We start from the raw sequence: 18,768 nt of genomic DNA, 5'->3' as shown, positions 1-18,768 counted from the left end.
AAGTTTTTTGTTACGACTAATTTAGGACGAGTCTAAAGGAGGATTGTTGTGGATAGAGGTCATTGGTATACAATCACAGCCGTTCTTCTAGGAGGCGGAACTGGAAGTGCAGTGCGTTATCTTGCGTTAGAACTGCCTATAAGCTCACACGTTGCAACGATGATCGTGAATTTACTTGCAAGCTTTCTACTCGGTATGCTTTCCGCAACGAAATCAAGGTTTAACCAGCCGCTATTTGTTGGTATGGGAGTAGGGTTTTGTGGAGGGTTATCGACCATGTCGACTTTTGCCTATGATATTGTACAAATTTTTCATGAAAGTGTTGCATTCTTAACGATCTACATGATCGTTTCAATCATCGGTGGCATTACGCTTGCCTTTATTGGTTACGCGATCGGAAAAAGAATAAACCGAGGTGATGATCATTGAACATTCTAGCCGTGACAATAGGGGGTGCTATCGGGAGTCTTTTGCGTTATTTGCTCGGGCTTACTTTAGCTAAAGCCTTCCAAAACGCGTTTATCCCTGTATCAATGATTGTCGTTAATTCACTCGGTTCATTCGGCCTTGGTGCATTTATTGCGATTGAACAACTTGCATCAGACTCGCTCACCTATGCAACCATTGCCATCGGCTTTTTTGGCGGTTTTACAACGTTTTCTACGTTCAGTGTCGAAGCACTCGATTTATTCTCACAAAAACGATACGTTCACATGATGGTTTACGTATCGCTCTCGGTCTTGTTATGCATCGGTTTTTTTATACTTGGTTACGCGATTTCAGTTCAGGGATAACGTCTCTTGGAACGTTTCCCAATGCTCCTTGAACAATGTTTTCTGCTGCACTCATTTCCATTGCGCGCGTCGTTGCCAACGTTGCTGAACCGATGTGCGGGGTAAGCGTAACATTGTCGAGTTGCAAAAATGGATGATCACTCGGTAAAGGCTCCGTTTCAAACACATCAAGTGCCGCTGAGAAGATGTCTTTATTCTTAAGCGCCTGAACGAGTGCATCTTCATCAATAACAGGGCCTCTTGCACCGTTAATTAATATTGATGTAGACTTCATGAGCGACAGCTCTTTCGCCCCGATTAATTTTACAGTGTCATTCGTAAGCGGGACCATAAGAAGTACAAAATCGGCTGTTTTTAACAACTCTTCAAGCTCCACATACGATGCATCGTATTGTTCTTCAAGCTCTGGTTTACAAGAGCGGTTGTGGTAAACGATGTCCATTTCAAACCCCAGCTTTGCACGATGGACAATCTTTTCTCCGATTCGTCCCATCCCTACAATGCCTAGTGTCTTATGGTGAACATCTTGACCGTAAAATGCACTGTCAGGCTCAATTGTCCACTTCCCATTTTTCACGTAATGATGAAGTTCGCCAATTCTCCTTGATGCTGATAGCAAGATTCCGAAGATCAAATCAGCAACTGTATCGTCGAGGACATAAGGAGTGTGAGTTCCGTAGATCCCATGTTTTGAAAGCACATCAACATCAAATTGATCATAGCCCACACTCACTGTACTAATGACTTTTAATTGATTCGCATCACGAACGATCTCATCTGTCACTTTCGTTGCTGTCAACATCGCCCCGTCAGCATGTTTTAGTTCTTGTTTCAACACCGCTTCAGGCACTTTTTCATTTTCTTCGTTCCAAATTTTATAATGACAATGTTTTGCAATATAGGCTTCTGTTTCTTTTTCAATTGGATGTCCTATATAGACGTAAGGTTTCATCTTCTCCTCCTTCGACTTAAGCGCTCGTTTGCTGAATGATTTGTTGAAGAACGGTGATGAACTGTTCTTTCTCTTCCACAAATGGTGAATGAGCACTTCTTCAAAACGTGAAACTCTTTATATGGCGCGTTAATCAATTCGTAGAAGCGCTCTGCTTCAAGTATGCTCGTTTGGAAGTCATGCCTTCCGTGCAAGATATAAACAGGCAAATCAAAGTTTGGAGTTAATTGTGCCAAATCCGTATGAACCATAAATTCGCCCACTTCTTTATACGTTTGAAATGAACCGGGGATCACATTAAACTTCTGACGATCTGTATAATGTTTGCTCCGTAAGACATCAACAAAGCCTTGCCACGTAGAATAACCAGATCGCTTCATACCACCACGATATTTATTTACGTAACTGAGCACTTGAACGAGCGGACGGCTCGTGTGTAACTCTTGATCAAACACAACTTTATTCGCTCGCTTAAGGGCACGTTTATCTTCACGGTATTGAGCATTTTGTTTCACAAAGCGAACGGTATCTTTCGCCGATTCCAAATATCGACCGATTTGACCGGTTCCGATGTAAGCGTAATAATGTTCAGGGTACTGATGCGCCACTAAACTCCCGACCATACTTCCCCAAGAGTGACCGAATAAGTAGATCTTTTCTTTTCGCCACTGCTGCTTTAAATGCAACGTCACTTGTACGCAATCTTGAACAAATCGTTCAGGAGAAAGCTCACCTTGAGTTGTACGATTGTAAGACATGCCTGCGCCCCGTTGGTCCCAATAACAAACTGTTACATGTTGCAACCAGTCTAGTTTTTCACGTGAGATCATCGGATATTCTGAATACCCAGGCCCCCCGTGTAGAAACAAAACGATTGGATTGTCTTCATTTGTCCCTTCAATGATCATCCCATGTTCATGACCGTCAATTTCTAAGTACTGTTTGATCGTAAACATCTTCCTCATCCCCTTACAATCGACTTCGTGCAATGCAATACTGCGCAGCATAGTACGTCGACATAATTAATATATGAGAACTTGATAATGGTTCAACGAATTTATTCCAAGCAAGAATGCTATCGGAGAGGATAAAAAAAAGGGCGCCAATAATGGCTAATCGATTTCTCGTTTTGATCGCGACAATCCCCATCAGACCGATCACAATAATATAAAAGAATACAGGTAAGACTAGACTTTGCTCGGTCGTACCGATCAGCGTCGATCCAAAGATCCACCCCATCGATCCCATGTAAATCGCTATAGCAATAAACGGCCACTTCAACGTTGTATGTTTACGATATTTCCAAAAAGCTGGAATATAAAGTAAATGCCCTAGTAAAAAGATGACCAAACCTGCAAGAAACGAATACACAATAGCAACGTCAGCGATTGCACAGACAATCAGACCATACATCACCAAGTTCCTTATACCACGTTCACGGATTTTCAAACCATATAGAATGATCAACAACACCGGTATAACTTTAAAAACGATGATGATTGTGCTCTGTTCAAAAACATTAGGAATAATAAAAATGTAAAGAAGACCAGAGAGCAAGATGAGAAACGATAATAGACGATTGGTCATTACTCAGTAGCCCGTTTCATGAGAATATCTCTTTGTTGCTCCTCACCGAAATAAAAATAATGCTCATCAAATGCTGTAAAACCAAGACGTTCATACACTTGTTTAGCTCGTAAGTTTTTCTCCCAGACTCCTAACCAGACATACATTTTATTTAGTTCTTTTGCTCGTTGGAACGCAAATTCAAGTAGTGCTCGCCCTATTCCTAGGCCTTGGTTGGAAGACCGTATGTAAATTCGTTCAATCTCCAAGTGGTCCTGTCCAAATGGCTCTGATTGCGCAGCACCAACATTCAGCTTCAGAAGTGCCTGAAACTCATCACCTTCATCAATCACGTAAAATTCTGATTGTTCTTCTTGGAGCTCTAACTCTAGCTTTGAGTAGGCGAAGGCGCGTTCCAAATGACGCTCCAATTGAACTGGTTCATTTTGAGAAGCGAATGTCTCTACAAAAGTATCGATACTCACCGCTCGTAACGCCTCTATATCAGATGGCTTACAACGGCGCAATGCATTGATGCTTGTCATTTAGATCCCCCTTCCATCGACCGTTATGTCGTTACCATTATCTTACTGAAGTGCGCCTTTTTGTTCAATGAATTAATTCCACACGAAAAAACTAAGTTGCTAATTATACGATAGCAACTTAGTTTAATTTCCTGTGATCGTCCCTGCTTGAAAGGCTTCATCTCTAAATTTCAGCGACGTTTCTTCCATGTAATTGCGCAAGGCGACCGCTCGTTCGTTGACATTACTACGAATCATCGAACCATTTAGATTAAACTCTTCTTCTAGTTGATCTGTCAAAGCACGTAAACGCTCTTGTTCAAGCCTCGTTTCTTCAACCATCTCATCTTGCTGTTCACGTGATTCATCAATGTAAACCATTTGACGATCACGCTCATCTTCCATCCACTCTACTTGCCAATCACGCCATAACTGAATCGTTTCAATAGAAGCAATTTCTATTGTGCGCGTTAACTCTTCAACTGTTGTGACTGGAACGTAATTTCCGTTACCCGCAGTAGCAATGGCTTTCAGATATTCATCTGTCTCTTTTTCAACGTCAAACCCAATTACGTTAACAATCGCATCCAACTCGCCCGCTACTTCCTCTGGAACACCGTCACAATTGTCTTGATTGGCAGCGATTAAGTAAACGACATTTTTAACAGGCTTATCCTCATCATACGAAGGGAAAATATTTTCAACCGAATTTAGGGCATGAGCAATCGGTGTTTCGTCATACGACTCGACATGTAAAGATTCTGCCTCTTTTTCGTCAAATGGTAAGACTGAATCCTCATCAACACTCGTCTCACAAGGTTCCTCAACTCGCCCCGAACCGAGTAATTTCAATGAAACATTCGTATCATCCGGCATGTCCATTAAAAACTCATACAGCAACGGTTCGATTTCACTCGTTGTGAACGCTTCAATGTGCGCATCAAAAATCACATGCACATTCATTTGCAGTGCATCTTCTCTTACTTGCGCGCTCGCTTCGACGATATCATTATACACGTCATCTAGTTGTTCAAAATACTCGTGATAATCACGATAATCACTCGCAACCAAATCTAACATTTGATAGTACAACTGAGATTCCGAAACGTCGTTTTCCGCTTGCTCGCGTAATATCTGTAACGCTTTTTCTTCATCATTTGGCTCATTGTACAAACTTCCAGGTTCGGCCTGCATCCATTCGCTCGGTGAATCGCCTTCAAAGCGTGAGAATTCTCCGAACTCATAGGTCGATTCAATTTGTTCCTCATGTTCTGGTTGTTCTTCTTCAACTGGTTCTTCCTCTTCCAACGTACATGCAGAAAGAAGTACTACGAACATGACTAGGAACCATTTGTTCGTTCGCACCCGATACATCTCTCCTGACCTTAAGAACTAATGCTCAAGTACGATTTTATACGAAAACTACATTAGATTCCACTCTCTCCCAACATTTGGTATAAATCATAGAAAAAGAGCCTGTGCGAAATTGCACAGGGTCTCTATTTATCGATAGTATTCACGTTTCTCTTCGTCATATTTTGCCACTTCAACAAAATCGAACTCATCTAGAATTTCTTGCGAAGGTTTTTTGTTCAACAAGCTGACGATTACAATCGCTATACTTCCAAGTATAAATCCTGGAACGAGCTCATAAAGTTCAAAGATCCCACCTTCAATTAATGACCAGACAATCACTGTAACACCACCGGTTACAATTCCGGCAACAGCGCCCCAGCTCGTCATCCTCCGCCAGAACACACTAAATAACATAACAGGTCCAAACGCAGCCCCAAATCCTGCCCATGCATACTCAACGAGTTCTAACACCGTGTTATCCGAATCCAATCCTAAGATCATTGCAATGACTGCAATGAGAACAACACCAAAACGACCGAGCCAAACCAGTTCCTTATCAGAAGCTTTCGGTCGAATAAACCTTTGTAGAAATCCTCTGCTAGGGCACTCGACGACACGAGTAATTGTGAATCAACTGTGCTCATAATCGCTGAAAGAATCGCTGCTAGTAAAAATCCTGCGACCCACGGATTAAAGAGAATTTGACTAAACATAATAAACACAGTTTCATGGTTATCAAGTGGCGTACCTGCACCGATGCCGTCAAAATATGCAATCCCAATAATCCCGACAAAGATGGCTCCAAATAACGAAATGACCATCCAAGTCATCCCAACTAACCTTGCGACAGGAACCTCTCGCTCAGAGCGAATTGCCATAAAACGAGTGATAATATGCGGTTGACCGAAGTAACCTAATCCCCAACCTAATAGAGAAATAATTGCAATCAGTGACGTTCCAGCAAATGCATCTAAATATGTAGGATCAATAGCTGCAACTGACGCTACGGCACTGTCCCACGTACCAATTTCATAAATGGCTACGATCGGCACAACGACTAAAGCAAGTAACATTAATGTCCCTTGAAAGAAGTCAGTATAACTGATTGCTAAAAATCCACCCAAAAACGTATACGAAACGATTGCTATCGTACCTACAATGAGTGATAACTGATAATCCCAACCAAATGTTCCCTCGAATAAAATCGCTCCCCCAACGAGGCCAGACGACGTATAGAACGTAAAGAATAGAAGAATGAAAAATGCGGATACAACACGTAACGTTCTAGACGTATCACGAAATCGTTTCTCCAGGAAGTCAGGTAGTGTAATGGCGTCCCCTGAAATATGTGTATAGCGACGTAGACGCTTCGCTAAAAACTGCCAGTTCAAGTATGCACCAATTGATAGACCAATCGGTAACCAAATCTCACTCAGACCATTTAAGTAAATTGTTCCTGGTAAAGCAATCAAAATCCAACTACTCATATCCGATGCCCCTGCACTAAGTGCGGCAACCCAACCATTTAAACTCCTTCCACCTAGTACATAATCAGACATGCTCGATGTTAGCCTGTAAAAAATAATTCCACATAAGGCCATACCGATAATATAGACAATAAATGTAATCAGTGTAGGAATCTCAATCCCACTCATTGTTGCACCCTCCTTCTAAAGCGAATGTAACTAATTGCAGATAGAAGAATGGTTAGTGACATTGGTACGAAAAGCCAAAATGCGGTGACCGCAGGCAAACCAAAAATCTCCATACGTACACACCTCTCTTAATCTAGTAAATAAGATTTATATATTAGAAATTTAGCACAACTCTAACTATGACACAATGTTAACGTCGATGCTTAAAAACGTGCGCGCACATAAAAAAGACGACCATTATGATCGTCTTCAAATTAAACAAACGTTTATTTAACTTACTGATGCCGCTCTCTGAGCGTCTCTAGCACGTCATCAACCGAGATGCCTTGTTCTTCTAGTAAGACGAGCCAATGGAATAGAAAGTCCGCACTCTCCCAACGCATTTCTTCCAGGTCACGGTTTTTGGCTGCAATAATAATTTCTGATGCTTCCTCACCGATTTTCTTTAAAATTTTATCGATGCCTTCATTAAATAGATACGTCGTATACGCACCTTCAGGGCGCTCATGCTTTCGCATAGCGATTGTTTTCTCTAAATCTCGAATGATTGAGAAAGGATCGTTCGCTTGCCCAACATCCCCTTTTATAAGTGACGAAGTAAAACAACTGTAAGAACCTGTATGACACGCAGGGCCATGAGGTTCAACGAGTACGACTAGACTGTCTGCGTCACAATCGTACCTTACGTCAGTTACGGTCTGTGTATTGCCAGATGTTGCGCCTTTATGCCACAATTCTTCTCGACTTCGACTGTAAAACCATGTTTCTTTCGTCTCAATTGTCTTATGAAGTGATTCTTTATTCATATAGGCAAGAGTTAGCACTTCTTTACTTCGAGCGTCTTGAACAACGGCAGGAATCAATCCATCGTCGTTAAATCGCAAAGAATCAATCTTCACCTGACCACCACTCCTTTCTCTTTTAATGTCTGTTTCACTTCTTCGACTGACGTTTCTTTGTAATGAAAAATCGATGCTGCAAGTGCCGCATCCGCACCTGCATCCTCGAACACCTCTACAAAGTCTTGTCGGTTTCCTGCCCCACCTGACGCAATGACAGGGACCCCCACAACTTCATTAACCGTTCTGGTAAGCGGCAAATCAAAGCCGGTTTTCCGTCCATCTTGGTCCATGCTCGTAAGCAGAATCTCTCCCGCTCCCTGATGAACAGCCTCTTTTACCCAATCTGTGATTTCCCAATCGGTCGGCTTTCTTCCTCCGTGCGTATACACACGCCAAGATTCAAGCGACTCATCCCACTTTGCATCAACAGCAACGACGATACATTGTGATCCGAAAAAGTCTGCTCCTTCTCGAATAAGCGCAGGTCTGAGAACTGCTGCAGTATTTAACGATACTTTGTCGGCACCGGCTCTTAAAATTGCCCGCATGTCATCAACACTGTTAATTCCCCCACCAACGGTAAACGGAATGGCGAGCGTTCCTGCAACTTCCTCTACAACGTCAATCATCGTTTTGCGCCCTTCATGAGACGCAGAAATATCGAGAAAAACAAGTTCATCTGCACCTTGTCCATCGTAAAATGCGGCAAGTTCAACTGGATCACCTGCATCCCTTAAATCAACGAATTGGACGCCTTTTACGACCCGACCTTCTTTCACATCTAAACAAGGAATTAATCGTTTTGTGAGCATCTTCGTTCCACCTCTTGAAGTAAAGAAGATAAATCAATAACGTCTGTGTAAAGCGCCTTTCCAATAATGGCACCTGTGACACCGTATTTGCGCAGTTCAAGTAAACGATAGATGTCCTCATTCGAAGAAACCCCACCAGAGGTAATGATGTTCGCCCTACTTTTCTCAGCAAGTTCTTGATTCGCTTCGACATTCGGTCCTTCCATCATGCCGTCTTTATGGATATCTGTGAAAATAAACGTTTCACAACCTGCTTGTTTCATTTCAGAAGCAAGCACTTCTACACGAGCCTCAGAAGCTTCTAACCAACCATTCACTGCAACATAACCATCTCTTGCATCCAGACCGATTACGATTCTCTTCCCGTATTTAGCGAGCATTTCTTTCGTAAACGCTGGTTCTGCTACGGCGATCGAGCTAAGATGACACGATTGGCACCTGCGTCTAAATACTGCTTAATGTGTGCTTCTGTTCGAATCCCACCGCCAACTTGCACCAGTAGGTTCGTCGATTCAATCACAGCTTTTATCGATTCGAAATTTACAGGTTCCTTCTGCTTTGCACCATCTAGATCAACGACGTGCACATAGCGACTTCCTTCACTTTCATATTGTTTTGCAACGTGAACTGGAGAGTCGTGGTACACCGTTTCCTCATTGTAATCCCCTTGCTTTAAGCGAACACAATTACCTCCACGAATATCAATCGCTGGATAAATAGAAAATGCCGTCACCTTTACTCTCTCCTTTCCGCTACATAACGAATGTAATTGTTTAACATGCTCATCCCGAGCGTACTGCTTTTTTCAGGGTGAAATTGGGTGCCGAATACGTGGTGTTTACCAACGACTGCTGGTACGTCACCGTCATAATCTGCTGTTGCCACAACAACTTCACTCGTATTCGCATGCACAACGTAAGAATGAACGAAATAAACATATCCTGGTTCAGTTTGGTTTACGATTGGGTGCTCTGGCTGCAAATATCGCAATTGATTCCAGCCCATATGCGGCACTTTATAGGGATTGCCCGCTCTCGTTTTGCCCGAAAATCGTTTCACATTACCTGGGAGAAACCCTAACCCTTCGGTATGGCCGTGCTCCTCACTACTTTGGAACAGTAGTTGCATACCAAGACAAATGCCAAGCAGGGGCTTTTCACCTTCGACCCATTGCGTTAAGAACTGAGCAAGACCGCTCTCATGTAAAATTTCCATGGCATCTTTAAACGCACCAACACCTGGCAAAATCAGACCGTCGCACGACTGCAACTTTTCTTTGTTATCACTAACAATGTACGTTGCACCGAGTCGCTCCAACGCTTTCGAGACACTATGTAAATTACCCATGCCATAATCTACAATTCCAATCATTTAGAGCATCCCTTTCGTTGAAGGAATTCCTTTTACCCGAGGATCAAGACTTACCGCTTCTCGTAATGCACGCCCAAGCGCCTTAAAAATCGCTTCAATAATATGGTGTGTATTCCAACCGTATTGAACGTTCACGTGAACGTTCATCCGCGCTTCAATTGCAAGCTTCGCAAGGAATTCTCGAATGAGTTCTGTATCAAATTGGCCAACTTTTGCTTGTGGTAACTCAACACGCCACTCTAAATGTGGCCGATTACTTAAATCAATGACAACGTGTGCAAGCGCATCATCCATCGGAACAAATGCGTCACCATAACGTCTAATGCCCTCTTTATTACCGAGTGCTTCTTTTAGAGCAATGCCTAAACAAATTCCGATATCCTCTGTTGAATGATGGTCATCTACCTCGGTATCACCACTAGCTTTCACATCCAAATCAAACTGTCCATGCTTTCGAAATAAATCGAGCATGTGTGTTAGAAATGGTACTGGTGTCTGGAGGCTCCCATTCCCTTCTCCATCTAGATTTAACGATAATGCGATGGCTGTTTCTCCTGTGTTCCTCTCGACTCCACCTTTACGCGCTGTCATTAGACCTCTCCTTCTTTCGTACGAATCTCGACCGCCCTTGCATGTGCTTCTAGACCTTCTTCACGAGCAAATGATGCAATCAAAGGTCCATTTTGAACTAACGCTTGTTTACTATAAGAAATAATGCTTGATTTCTTCGTAAAATCACTCACGTTCAACGGACTAGAAAAACGCGCAGTGCCATTCGTTGGTAACACGTGATTCGTTCCAGCGAAATAATCACCGACCGATTCTGCACTATATTCACCTAAGAAAATTGCGCCCGCATGCTTAATTTTCCCGAGGAGTAAGTACGGATCTTTCGTCATGACTTCCAGATGTTCAGGAGCTAGTTGATTGACGACCTCAACTGCCTCAGCCAACGTTTCTGCTACATAAACTGCACCATAACTTTCAATAGAACGACGTGCAATCGCCTCTCTTGGCAACTGCTGAAGTTGCCGTTCAACTTCATCTCGGATGTTTTCTGCCAATGCATTGGACGTCGTTACAGCGATAGCCGATGCTCGTTCATCGTGTTCTGCTTGAGAAAGAAGATCAGCAGCAACATAAGACGGGTTCACGGAATCATCGCATAAAACGACGATTTCACTGGGACCCGCAATCATATCAATATCAACGTGTCCAAAAACTTCTCGCTTCGCAGCAGCAACGAATACATTCCCTGGCCCAACAATCTTGTCTACAGCCTCTAACGTCTTTGTTCCATAAGCCAGTGCCGCTACTGCCTGTGCGCCACCTGCTTTGTAAATGTCTTTTACTCCTAGCTCATGAGCGGTTACGAGTACAGCTGGATGCAGTTTTCCTTCTGCATTTGGCGGTGAGACCATCACAATTCGTTCGACTTTGGCAACTTGAGCAGGAATGACATTCATGAGAATAGTAGATGGGTACACGGCTGTTCCTCCCGGAACATACACGCCGACCGAGTCAAGTGGCGTAATTTTTTGACCGAGAATCGTGCCATCGTCTTTTGTCATCATCCACGTCTGTTCAAGTTGACGAGCGTGATACTCTCGGATATTTTCAGCAGCCTGACGAATGGCACGTAGCACGTCAGTATTTACATGCTCATAAGCCGCCTGCTTTTCTTCTTCGGTCACAAAAAAGGAAGAGAGATCAGCACCATCGAACGTTTTCGTATACTGCGAAACGGCCTCATCACCGCGTTGTTTCACGTCAGACAAAATTTCTTTCACGCTTGACTGAACACTTGGATCAATCATTTCAACACTGCGACGTAGGCTTTTGAGCTCACCTTTTACGAGTTCAATTCTCACGAGTCTCCCCCTCTACAATTTGAGATAAACGTTCAACAATCTCATCAATTCGCTGATCTTTCATGCGATAACTCACTGGGTTCACGATCAACCGTGACGTTACCGCTTCAATCGTTTCAAGTTCTACGAGTCCGTTTTCTTTAAGCGTCTGCCCTGTCGAGACGATATCTACAATTCGATCCGCTAAGCCGATCAGTGGTGCAAGTTCAATCGATCCATTTAACGTGATCACTTCCACTTGCTCACCTTGTTCTTTGAAATATTGCGTCGCTACGTTCGGATACTTCGTGGCGACCTTTGGGGCTACTTGCTCTCGCCTTTCACCCGGCAACCCTGCAACGGCTAAATAACAAGCACTAATGTTTAAATCAAGCACTTCATAGACATCTCGTTGTTCTTCCATAAGAACATCTTTACCAGCAACACCAATGTCGCAACGCCGTGTTCAACATACGTAGCTACATCCATCGGTTTCGCTAAGAAAAACTTCATACCCGCTTCTGGCGCCTCGACAATTAGCTTTCGACCGAACGAAAAATCATCGGGCAATGGGTAGTTTGCTTTTCTTAGCAGTGTCGCTGCCTCTTCAAAGATTCTTCCCTTTGGCATCGCAATCGTTATCCATTCATTCATGATGCACTGCCTCCGATTCGCTGAATGACGTCTGTGAACGTTGAGGTGTATGCGTCTAAGTCTTCAATGCCAGCAACATGCTGGATCACAACACGTTTGCCTGATTCTCGTAGTTGCTTCGCTTCTTCAACCGCTTCTTTTTGTCGCTCTTTACTAAATAAGATTAACGTTCGTTCTTGGTTCGATGGGCGATCAATATGATTCAATGCTTCCAATAGTCGATCCATTCGAATTCCAAAACCAGTAGCGCTTGCTTGACGACCAAACTTCGGCACGAGCTCGTCATACCGACCCCCACTCGCAAGTGGGAAACCTAATTCCTTACCATAGCTTTCAAACACAACACCTGTGTAGTAATCAATATGCAACACAACATTCAAATCAATGTTCATGTATGAACTAACACCGTAACTTTCGAGTACATTCCACACTTCTTGTACTTCTTGCAATGCACGCAGTGCATCTGGGCTCGAGACGAGCTCTTTTGCAGTCTCTAACATATCCGGACCGCCACGTAGTGAAAGGAGTTGCTCTAGTCGATTTTTATCTAGTGCGGAAATCGGCAACTTTCTGACATATCGCTTGAAACCAACGTAATTTTTTTCAAACAAGAACTGCTTAAGCGCATGAACATGATCTCCACTGCCGACAACTTCCGTGAACAACGCATTCATGAAACCGATATGTCCGAAAGCAAGGCGAAAATGACGCAGTCCCGTCTTCTCAAAAGCGGAAATAAGCAACGCCATAATTTCTCCATCTGCGCTTACCGTTTGATCACCAATCAACTCAACACCAAATTGCTCAAACTCCGCAGGTTTCCCTTCATGTTCTTGTGTACGGTAAAGTGCTGTATTATAAGCAAGGCGTAACGGCAACGGTTCGTCTTTTAAGCTGGAACTCACGACTCTTGCAATTGGAGCTGTCATATCTGGCCTTAAAACGAGCGTTCTTCCTTGTCTGTCCATGAGCTTAAAAAGCTTCGCATCGTGAATGGCTGATGCGGCACCAACAGTATCATAATACTCCAACGCAGGCGTATGTAAGGTTTGGTATCCCCATAAACGAACTTCTTTTGCAATTTGAGAAGTCACTTCTTCATTTCGATCATAAAGGAGCGGAAGAGTGTCTTTCATTCCGAGAGGCTTCTCAAACATAAAAGGACTAGACATAACTCATTCCCCCAATTTTAACGTTTTTTACTTTAACTTGGTAGAGTGATAATGAATTAAAGATACTGATGAGTTTACACGCTCCACATTCATCCGTCAACCGATAATCGAATGTACTCGTCATCTGAGTCAGAATCATAAGAAAATTATACACGAAATTCAACTCCATAATAAAAAAGAACGACACATTTGCCGTTCTTTCCTGTCTATGCTGCAGCTTCTTCTTCAAGCGGCATGTTGTTTCGAATGAAAAACACAAAGATCGGTGCCAACATTCCAAGTGTAACAATCGTAAATACGAATAACACAACGTACTGCTCTGAATATTTCTTGTAAAGATGGAAGGACGCATAGATTGTAAATCCGACTGAAGCTAACGAAATAGGTAGCGCCAAGAAACCAATAAGTGGCATAACTCCAGCTATAATACCGAGGAAAAAATTCGCCGCTAACAAAGAAGCGAGAATCCAAGGAATCCCTTCTCGCATCCCACCTGTCAATCGACTCTGAACGAGAACACCGAGTAAATAATACTGTGCAATTGGAATGAACGCTAACCAAGAAAGTTCAATATTTTGATTTTCAGCCATGCGATACAACCCAAATGCCATAAAGAAATACATTACAATAGCGAAAAGGAACATAAAAACAATAAAAATACCCATAAATGCAAGAATAGCTAGAAAGAAACCATCTTCTGCTGCCAATTCGAACACCTCCTTATTCTATATACGATGCAAGTGACCAAAGGTTTCAAGAACGTTTGATCACTTGCATCGGATTACCACCAACAAATGCTCCAGCAGGTACGTCTTTATGAACGAGTGTTGCTGCTGAAACGACAGCACCATCTCCAATCGTCACACCGGGCAAGATGAGCGATTGTGCGCCAATCATGACATCACTACCGATGTTTACGTCACCGAGTCGGTATTCATTCGTCAAATATTCATGAGCCAAGATCGTCGTATTAAAACCGATAATCGTATTACTGCCAACAGAAATTCGTTCTGGGTACATGACATCCGGTGTTACTTTTAGTGCAAATGACGCTTTGGCTCCAACGTCCATTTTTAGCAAATGACGATACATCCAGTTTTTCACACGTAAGAACGGTGTTATTCGACTAATCTCAATGACGATGAAGTTCTTCGCCACCTTCCAAAACGACACCGTCTTATACATATGCCATAACGAGTTGTCATTATTAACCTCGAAACGCTCTGTATTTCGAGGCATAATTAGTCTGCTCCTACAATGTGTAGCAGATCTCGCATATCTTCTAAAATGTAATCAGGATAAAGTGAGCGGACTTCTTCTAGTCCACGAACGGCCCATCCGACTGCCGCTGTTTGAGTTCCTGCACGCTTTCCTCCATCGATGTCGTGAGTATTATCCCCAACCATGATCGTTTGTTCTGGTGTGCTACCGAGCTGTGCCATCGCTTTTTTAATTGGTTCTGGGTGCGGTTTGACATTCTCTACATCATCAAACGTTACGATCGTTGAGAAGTAAGGTTTTAAACCTGTAATCTCTAAACCGCGCTCAGTTGTGGGACGGCGCTTCGTTGTCACAACACCGAGCTTATACCCTTTGTCAAAAAGTTGAGCAACGGCTTCACGAACACCTTCATATTCGCGAAGTAACTGATCGTGATGCAAATGATTATGTTCAATGTACATTTCAATCATATCGTTCGCCAAACTAGGGTTCAGTCGAGTGAACGTCTCATCAAGTGACGGGCCAATAAACGGCAAAATATCCGCTCGTTTGTATTGCCCTGGATAATATTCTCCAAGTGTGTGTTCAAACGATGCGATAATAAGTTCGTTCGTATCAATAAGCGTTCCATCTAAATCAAAAAGCACTGTATCGACCGTTTTCATGAATGATCTCCTCCTTAGACGCTTGCTTCTTCTCTGATCGATTCCAAAAATAAGCGACAATCATCGTTAAAAGAATCGCTGTTACAAGTCTAATCGCGAGTAACGGTAACACGGGGATCCCTAACGGAATAAAAATGAGCGTATCTTCCACAATCGCATGACATGCTACAAGAAAGATCACGACAAGGTAGACGTCTTTCTTTTTTACCCCGTTTTTCTTTACTTCTTCTACCATAACACCTGCGCCTAACGCGAGACCAAAGAACAGCCCTGATGCAAGTGTCGTTGATGTGTTTGGCGCAATGCCTAACATCTTCGTAAACGGAAGCATTTTACGCGAGAACCAATCCAGTAAATGTAAATCCCTCATCACTTCAATGAGTAGCATAATCGGAAAAACAAATAACGCGAGTTGCATAATTCCGAGGCTTGCTGCGATAAGCCCGTCTGCAACAATTCCTAAAGCCCCACTAGGCTCAGCCGCAACATTTGCCTCAAAAAAGCCATATTGTGCAAGTTCTCCTCCACCGTTCCAAAACCAGTTGATCATGAGTGCGGAAAAGATCGCAAGGCCAATTCGCACACTTAAAATCACTGAAATTCGGACACCAAGCTTCGCAGCAACTGCTGATTCCACGATCAAGTTATGGCTAAATGACAGCATGACAGCAAGAATAAAAACTTCCTTCACAGTAAGGTCTAACGACAAAATTGCACCAATTCCCGCATACAAGTTTAAAAAGTTACCTAAAACGAGTGGGATTGCCGCTTCCCCAGGCAAACCAAGCCAACTCATCACTGGTGCAATTTGACGTGCAATCCAATCCAACACAGGCGTATGTGAAAGCACTGTAATGAGGAACGTGATCGGGAAAATAATTTTTGCTAACATCCAAGTTGTTTTAATACCCGACCTTAGGCCGTTTTTCAACGTCTTCATACGCTCCCCCAAGGGTATTCTATTTTTTAAACTGCTTTACCTCGTAATTCATCTCTTTCAAAGAGGACTCGTTATTTTTTCTTCGTGTTCTTCGATTTTTTCTTCGGTTCGTCATCTAAATATCTTATATCGGATTGCCCTGTTTTTCGGCGGTAAATGATCAGTACAATCGCACCGACAATGAGTACGATCGAGATCACTTGTGCCGTGCGTAGTAAATCAAAGATCATTAGACTATCTGTTCTAAGACCTTCGATAAAGAGTCGACCGAATGAATACCAAATAACATACGTTAAGAATAGCTCACCACGGCGAAGGTTTACTCGACGCAAGTAAAGCAAGATCGCTACACCTAACAAGCTCCAAAGTGATTCATATAAAAACGTCGGGTGATAGTACGTACCATTGATGTACATTTGGTTAATGATGAACTCTGGTAGCATAAGGTTTTCAAGGAACTGACGAGAAACTTCTCCCCCATGTGCCTCTTGGTTCATAAAGTTACCCCAACGGCCGATCGCTTGCCCGAGCAAAATACTCGGTGCTGTAATGTCGGCTAACTTCCAAAAAGAAACGCCACGCTTTTTCGCAAAAACAATTGCAGTTATGACGGCTCCAATAAGCCCCCCATGAATTGCTAGTCCACCTTCCCAAATCGCAATGATTTGACCAGGGTTTTCTAAATAATAATCGAGCCTAAATAAGACGTAGTAAAGTCTTGCACTGACAATTGCGATCGGCACAGCCCAAATGAGCAAGTCCAAAATCAAATCTTTCGGTAGACCACGGCGCTTTGCTTCTTGATTCGCCAATAAGTAACCTAGAAAACCACCGAGCATAATAATTAATCCATACCAATAAATTGGCCAGCCAAAAATCTCAATAGCAACGGGGTTTAAAGGTTGCACGGATAAAAACATTTTACAGTCACCTCTTTCAATTACAATTCTTCTTTGTCGTAATCTTCAATAACATCCATTAGTTTGTTCGAAAACTCTTGCGCAGCATTAATTCCCATCCGCTTCAATCGGAAGTTCATCGCTGCAACTTCTACAATTACTGCCAAGTTCCGTCCAGGACGAACAGGAATCGTATATTTCGGTATTTCACTTTCAAGGATCTGTAATTTTTCTTCATCAATTCCTAAGCGGTCATACGCTTTCTTTTCATCCCAAAGTTCTAAATGAACATTTAGTGTAATGCGCTTAAATGGTCGCACCGCTCCAGCGCCGAACAAGGTCATCACATCTATAATCCCTAAACCCCGGATTTCAAGTAGGTGGCGAATGAGTTCAGGTGCTTGTCCCATCAATGTGTCCGCATGTTGTTGACTAATTTCAACGGAATCATCAGCAACAAGTCGATGACCACGTCGTACGAGGTCAAGAGCCGTTTCACTCTTACCTACTCCACTTGCCCCAGTGATTAAAACGCCAATTCCATATATGTCTACAAGAACACCATGCACAGCAGTCGTATCGGCTAACTGCGCTTCTAGAAAGTTTGTAATCATACTGATGAGACGTGTCGTTGTCATATCTGCACGCATGATTGGAACGCCTGAAGCTTCAGCGGCTTCCATCAATTCAGGTGGAGCTTCTAATCCTCTTGAAATAATGACACCTGGCGTGTTCGGTGTACATAACTTTTGCATTCTTTCTGTACGTTGCTGATCGGTAAGTCGTTCTAAAAACGTTAACTCTGTACGCCCGAGCAACTGTAACCGTCGCCGCGGATAATATGTAAAGAAACCGGCCATTTCCATTCCCGGTCGAGATATATCACTCGTCGTAATCGGTCGATAAATGCCATCTTCTCCACCAAGTAACTCCATGGAGAATCGATCGATTAAACTTTTCGCAGTGACTTTTGACATCGTCACACCTCCGAAACTATCCATTATCTTTTTGCAGATCCTATCTATTGTAGCATGAAAGAACTTCAAGATGAATGTCAGACGTACAGCAAAAAGAGACCTTGGCTATCCTTCGGCCAAGGTCCCTTTTCAATTAAGAAGTAAAAGGTTTAGAAATTAGATTGAGCAATGCGTTAATTAACGCCATAACGACAGCAGCTAAAATCGCCGTACCGAAGTGGTCAATTACAAAGGCATCTCCCATCAAAAACGAGATAAAGTAGAGCAAGAAGGCATTGATAATAAAGATAAAAATACCTAATGTCAAAACCGTCACTGGGAGCGTAAGTACGACTAAAATTGGACGTACAAGCGTATTGGCAAGACCAAGTAAAATGGCAGCAATAAACGCTGCACCCCATCCACTTAATTCAAACCCATCAAAAATCAATCCTGTAATTAACAACACTGCTGCATTTACTACTATATAAAAGAAACATCCGAGCATCGTGATCAGGCTCTCCTTCCATAAAAGAAGA

The 18,768-nt window shown here is 42.8% G+C and carries 20 protein-coding genes and 3 pseudogenes; 2 read left to right on the top strand and 21 right to left on the bottom strand.

Annotated features, from left to right (window positions below; genetic code table 11):
• The first annotated feature begins 48 nt into the window (after positions 1-48).
• Together JCM19038_RS04715 and crcB are read left to right on the top strand one after the other, a co-directional pair.
• Positions 49-429: a CrcB family protein gene (locus tag JCM19038_RS04715; RefSeq protein WP_052361080.1), complete on the top strand. Its 381-nt coding sequence runs from the start codon at positions 49-51 to the stop codon at positions 427-429.
• The gene (gene crcB, locus JCM19038_RS04710; protein WP_042415067.1) at positions 426-794 is read left to right on the top strand and encodes a fluoride efflux transporter CrcB; all 369 of its coding nucleotides are present in this window, start codon (positions 426-428) and stop codon (positions 792-794) included. Before JCM19038_RS04715 ends, crcB begins: the two co-directional genes overlap by 4 nt.
• Here the strand turns inward: crcB and JCM19038_RS04705 are convergent.
• From JCM19038_RS04705 to JCM19038_RS04605, 21 genes and pseudogenes are all read right to left on the bottom strand, one after another.
• Positions 760-1,746: a D-glycerate dehydrogenase gene (locus JCM19038_RS04705; RefSeq protein WP_042415063.1), complete on the bottom strand. Its 987-nt coding sequence runs from the start codon at positions 1,744-1,746 to the stop codon at positions 760-762. The genes crcB and JCM19038_RS04705 overlap by 35 nt on opposite strands.
• The gene (locus tag JCM19038_RS04700) at positions 1,743-2,702 is read right to left on the bottom strand and encodes an alpha/beta fold hydrolase (RefSeq protein ID WP_052361078.1); all 960 of its coding nucleotides are present in this window, start codon (positions 2,700-2,702) and stop codon (positions 1,743-1,745) included. Before JCM19038_RS04700 ends, JCM19038_RS04705 begins: the two co-directional genes overlap by 4 nt.
• 13 nt (positions 2,703-2,715) lie before the next feature.
• Positions 2,716-3,333, bottom strand: coding sequence for a lysoplasmalogenase (locus JCM19038_RS04695; protein ID WP_042415060.1), 618 nt, complete (start codon positions 3,331-3,333; stop codon positions 2,716-2,718).
• Positions 3,333-3,857 carry a GNAT family N-acetyltransferase gene (locus JCM19038_RS04690; RefSeq protein WP_042415057.1) on the bottom strand — a complete coding sequence of 175 codons (525 nt, stop codon included), beginning with the start codon at positions 3,855-3,857 and terminating at the stop codon, positions 3,333-3,335. Before JCM19038_RS04690 ends, JCM19038_RS04695 begins: the two co-directional genes overlap by 1 nt.
• A 123-nt stretch (positions 3,858-3,980) precedes the next feature.
• Positions 3,981-5,201 (bottom strand): hypothetical protein, encoded by a 1,221-nt coding sequence (locus JCM19038_RS04685; protein ID WP_042415054.1) that lies wholly within the window; start codon positions 5,199-5,201, stop codon positions 3,981-3,983.
• 138 nt (positions 5,202-5,339) lie between these two features.
• Positions 5,340-6,847: pseudogene (gene putP / locus JCM19038_RS04680) on the bottom strand (sodium/proline symporter PutP).
• Positions 6,848-7,122: 275 nt separating this feature from the next.
• The gene (gene hisIE, locus JCM19038_RS04675) at positions 7,123-7,746 is read right to left on the bottom strand and encodes a bifunctional phosphoribosyl-AMP cyclohydrolase/phosphoribosyl-ATP diphosphatase HisIE (RefSeq protein WP_042415051.1); all 624 of its coding nucleotides are present in this window, start codon (positions 7,744-7,746) and stop codon (positions 7,123-7,125) included.
• Entirely contained in the window at positions 7,743-8,501 is a 759-nt protein-coding gene (hisF, locus tag JCM19038_RS04670; RefSeq protein ID WP_042415049.1) for an imidazole glycerol phosphate synthase subunit HisF, read from the bottom strand. Before hisF ends, hisIE begins: the two co-directional genes overlap by 4 nt.
• Positions 8,483-9,234: pseudogene (hisA, locus tag JCM19038_RS04665) on the bottom strand (1-(5-phosphoribosyl)-5-[(5-phosphoribosylamino)methylideneamino]imidazole-4-carboxamide isomerase). The gene hisF and the pseudogene hisA overlap by 19 nt, the downstream one beginning before the upstream one ends.
• A gap of 2 nt (positions 9,235-9,236) precedes the next feature.
• On the bottom strand, positions 9,237-9,872 hold the full coding sequence (gene hisH, locus JCM19038_RS04660) for an imidazole glycerol phosphate synthase subunit HisH (RefSeq protein ID WP_042415046.1): 636 nt from the start codon (positions 9,870-9,872) through the stop codon (positions 9,237-9,239).
• Positions 9,873-10,463 (bottom strand): imidazoleglycerol-phosphate dehydratase HisB, encoded by a 591-nt coding sequence (gene hisB / locus JCM19038_RS04655; protein ID WP_042415043.1) that lies wholly within the window; start codon positions 10,461-10,463, stop codon positions 9,873-9,875.
• The gene (gene hisD, locus JCM19038_RS04650) at positions 10,463-11,743 is read right to left on the bottom strand and encodes a histidinol dehydrogenase (RefSeq protein WP_042415041.1); all 1,281 of its coding nucleotides are present in this window, start codon (positions 11,741-11,743) and stop codon (positions 10,463-10,465) included. The genes hisB and hisD overlap by 1 nt, the downstream gene beginning before the upstream one ends.
• Positions 11,733-12,376, bottom strand: a pseudogene (gene hisG / locus JCM19038_RS04645) (ATP phosphoribosyltransferase). The gene hisD and the pseudogene hisG overlap by 11 nt, the downstream one beginning before the upstream one ends.
• The gene (locus JCM19038_RS04640; protein ID WP_042415040.1) at positions 12,373-13,548 is read right to left on the bottom strand and encodes an ATP phosphoribosyltransferase regulatory subunit; all 1,176 of its coding nucleotides are present in this window, start codon (positions 13,546-13,548) and stop codon (positions 12,373-12,375) included. Before JCM19038_RS04640 ends, hisG begins: the two are co-directional and overlap by 4 nt.
• A 206-nt stretch (positions 13,549-13,754) precedes the next feature.
• Positions 13,755-14,255: a hypothetical protein gene (locus tag JCM19038_RS04635; protein WP_042415038.1), complete on the bottom strand. Its 501-nt coding sequence runs from the start codon at positions 14,253-14,255 to the stop codon at positions 13,755-13,757.
• A gap of 46 nt (positions 14,256-14,301) precedes the next feature.
• Entirely contained in the window at positions 14,302-14,787 is a 486-nt protein-coding gene (locus JCM19038_RS04630) for a DapH/DapD/GlmU-related protein (protein WP_042415035.1), read from the bottom strand.
• Positions 14,788-14,789: 2 nt separating this feature from the next.
• Positions 14,790-15,434: a pyrophosphatase PpaX gene (ppaX, locus tag JCM19038_RS04625; protein WP_042415032.1), complete on the bottom strand. Its 645-nt coding sequence runs from the start codon at positions 15,432-15,434 to the stop codon at positions 14,790-14,792.
• The gene (locus JCM19038_RS04620) at positions 15,406-16,374 is read right to left on the bottom strand and encodes a nucleoside recognition domain-containing protein (RefSeq protein ID WP_042415029.1); all 969 of its coding nucleotides are present in this window, start codon (positions 16,372-16,374) and stop codon (positions 15,406-15,408) included. Before JCM19038_RS04620 ends, ppaX begins: the two co-directional genes overlap by 29 nt.
• Before the next feature lie 71 nt (positions 16,375-16,445).
• The gene (gene lgt / locus JCM19038_RS04615; protein WP_042415026.1) at positions 16,446-17,294 is read right to left on the bottom strand and encodes a prolipoprotein diacylglyceryl transferase; all 849 of its coding nucleotides are present in this window, start codon (positions 17,292-17,294) and stop codon (positions 16,446-16,448) included.
• Positions 17,295-17,314: 20 nt separating this feature from the next.
• Positions 17,315-18,250 (bottom strand): HPr(Ser) kinase/phosphatase, encoded by a 936-nt coding sequence (gene hprK / locus JCM19038_RS04610; RefSeq protein ID WP_042358268.1) that lies wholly within the window; start codon positions 18,248-18,250, stop codon positions 17,315-17,317.
• A 133-nt stretch (positions 18,251-18,383) separates the two neighbouring features.
• Positions 18,384-18,737, bottom strand: coding sequence for a phage holin family protein (locus JCM19038_RS04605; RefSeq protein ID WP_042415023.1), 354 nt, complete (start codon positions 18,735-18,737; stop codon positions 18,384-18,386).
• Between the last annotated feature and the right edge of the window lie 31 nt (positions 18,738-18,768).

Source organism: Geomicrobium sp. JCM 19038, assembly GCF_000698125.1.
GTDB lineage: Bacteria > Bacillota > Bacilli > Bacillales > Marinococcaceae > Geomicrobium_A.
This window is presented reverse-complemented; position numbering and strand designations above follow the sequence as displayed.

Bases quoted from the DNA above. Each gene is read 5' to 3' on its own strand.
- JCM19038_RS04705 (WP_042415063.1), bottom strand. From the start codon at position 1,746: ATGAAACCTTACGTCTATATAGGACATCCAATTGAAAAAGAAACAGAA.
- JCM19038_RS04690 (WP_042415057.1), bottom strand. From the start codon at position 3,857: ATGACAAGCATCAATGCATTGCGCCGTTGTAAGCCATCTGATATAGAG.
- JCM19038_RS04630 (WP_042415035.1), bottom strand. From the start codon at position 14,787: ATGCCTCGAAATACAGAGCGTTTCGAGGTTAATAATGACAACTCGTTA.
- JCM19038_RS04620 (WP_042415029.1), bottom strand. From the start codon at position 16,374: ATGAAGACGTTGAAAAACGGCCTAAGGTCGGGTATTAAAACAACTTGG.
- JCM19038_RS04640 (WP_042415040.1), bottom strand. From the start codon at position 13,548: ATGTCTAGTCCTTTTATGTTTGAGAAGCCTCTCGGAATGAAAGACACT.
- lgt (WP_042415026.1), bottom strand. From the start codon at position 17,294: ATGTTTTTATCCGTGCAACCTTTAAACCCCGTTGCTATTGAGATTTTT.
- JCM19038_RS04695 (WP_042415060.1), bottom strand. From the start codon at position 3,333: ATGACCAATCGTCTATTATCGTTTCTCATCTTGCTCTCTGGTCTTCTT.
- hisB (WP_042415043.1), bottom strand. From the start codon at position 10,463: ATGACAGCGCGTAAAGGTGGAGTCGAGAGGAACACAGGAGAAACAGCC.
- ppaX (WP_042415032.1), bottom strand. From the start codon at position 15,434: ATGAAAACGGTCGATACAGTGCTTTTTGATTTAGATGGAACGCTTATT.
- hisF (WP_042415049.1), bottom strand. From the start codon at position 8,501: ATGCTCACAAAACGATTAATTCCTTGTTTAGATGTGAAAGAAGGTCGG.
- hisH (WP_042415046.1), bottom strand. From the start codon at position 9,872: ATGATTGGAATTGTAGATTATGGCATGGGTAATTTACATAGTGTCTCG.
- hprK (WP_042358268.1), bottom strand. From the start codon at position 18,250: ATGTCAAAAGTCACTGCGAAAAGTTTAATCGATCGATTCTCCATGGAG.
- JCM19038_RS04700 (WP_052361078.1), bottom strand. From the start codon at position 2,702: ATGTTTACGATCAAACAGTACTTAGAAATTGACGGTCATGAACATGGG.
- JCM19038_RS04605 (WP_042415023.1), bottom strand. From the start codon at position 18,737: ATGCTCGGATGTTTCTTTTATATAGTAGTAAATGCAGCAGTGTTGTTA.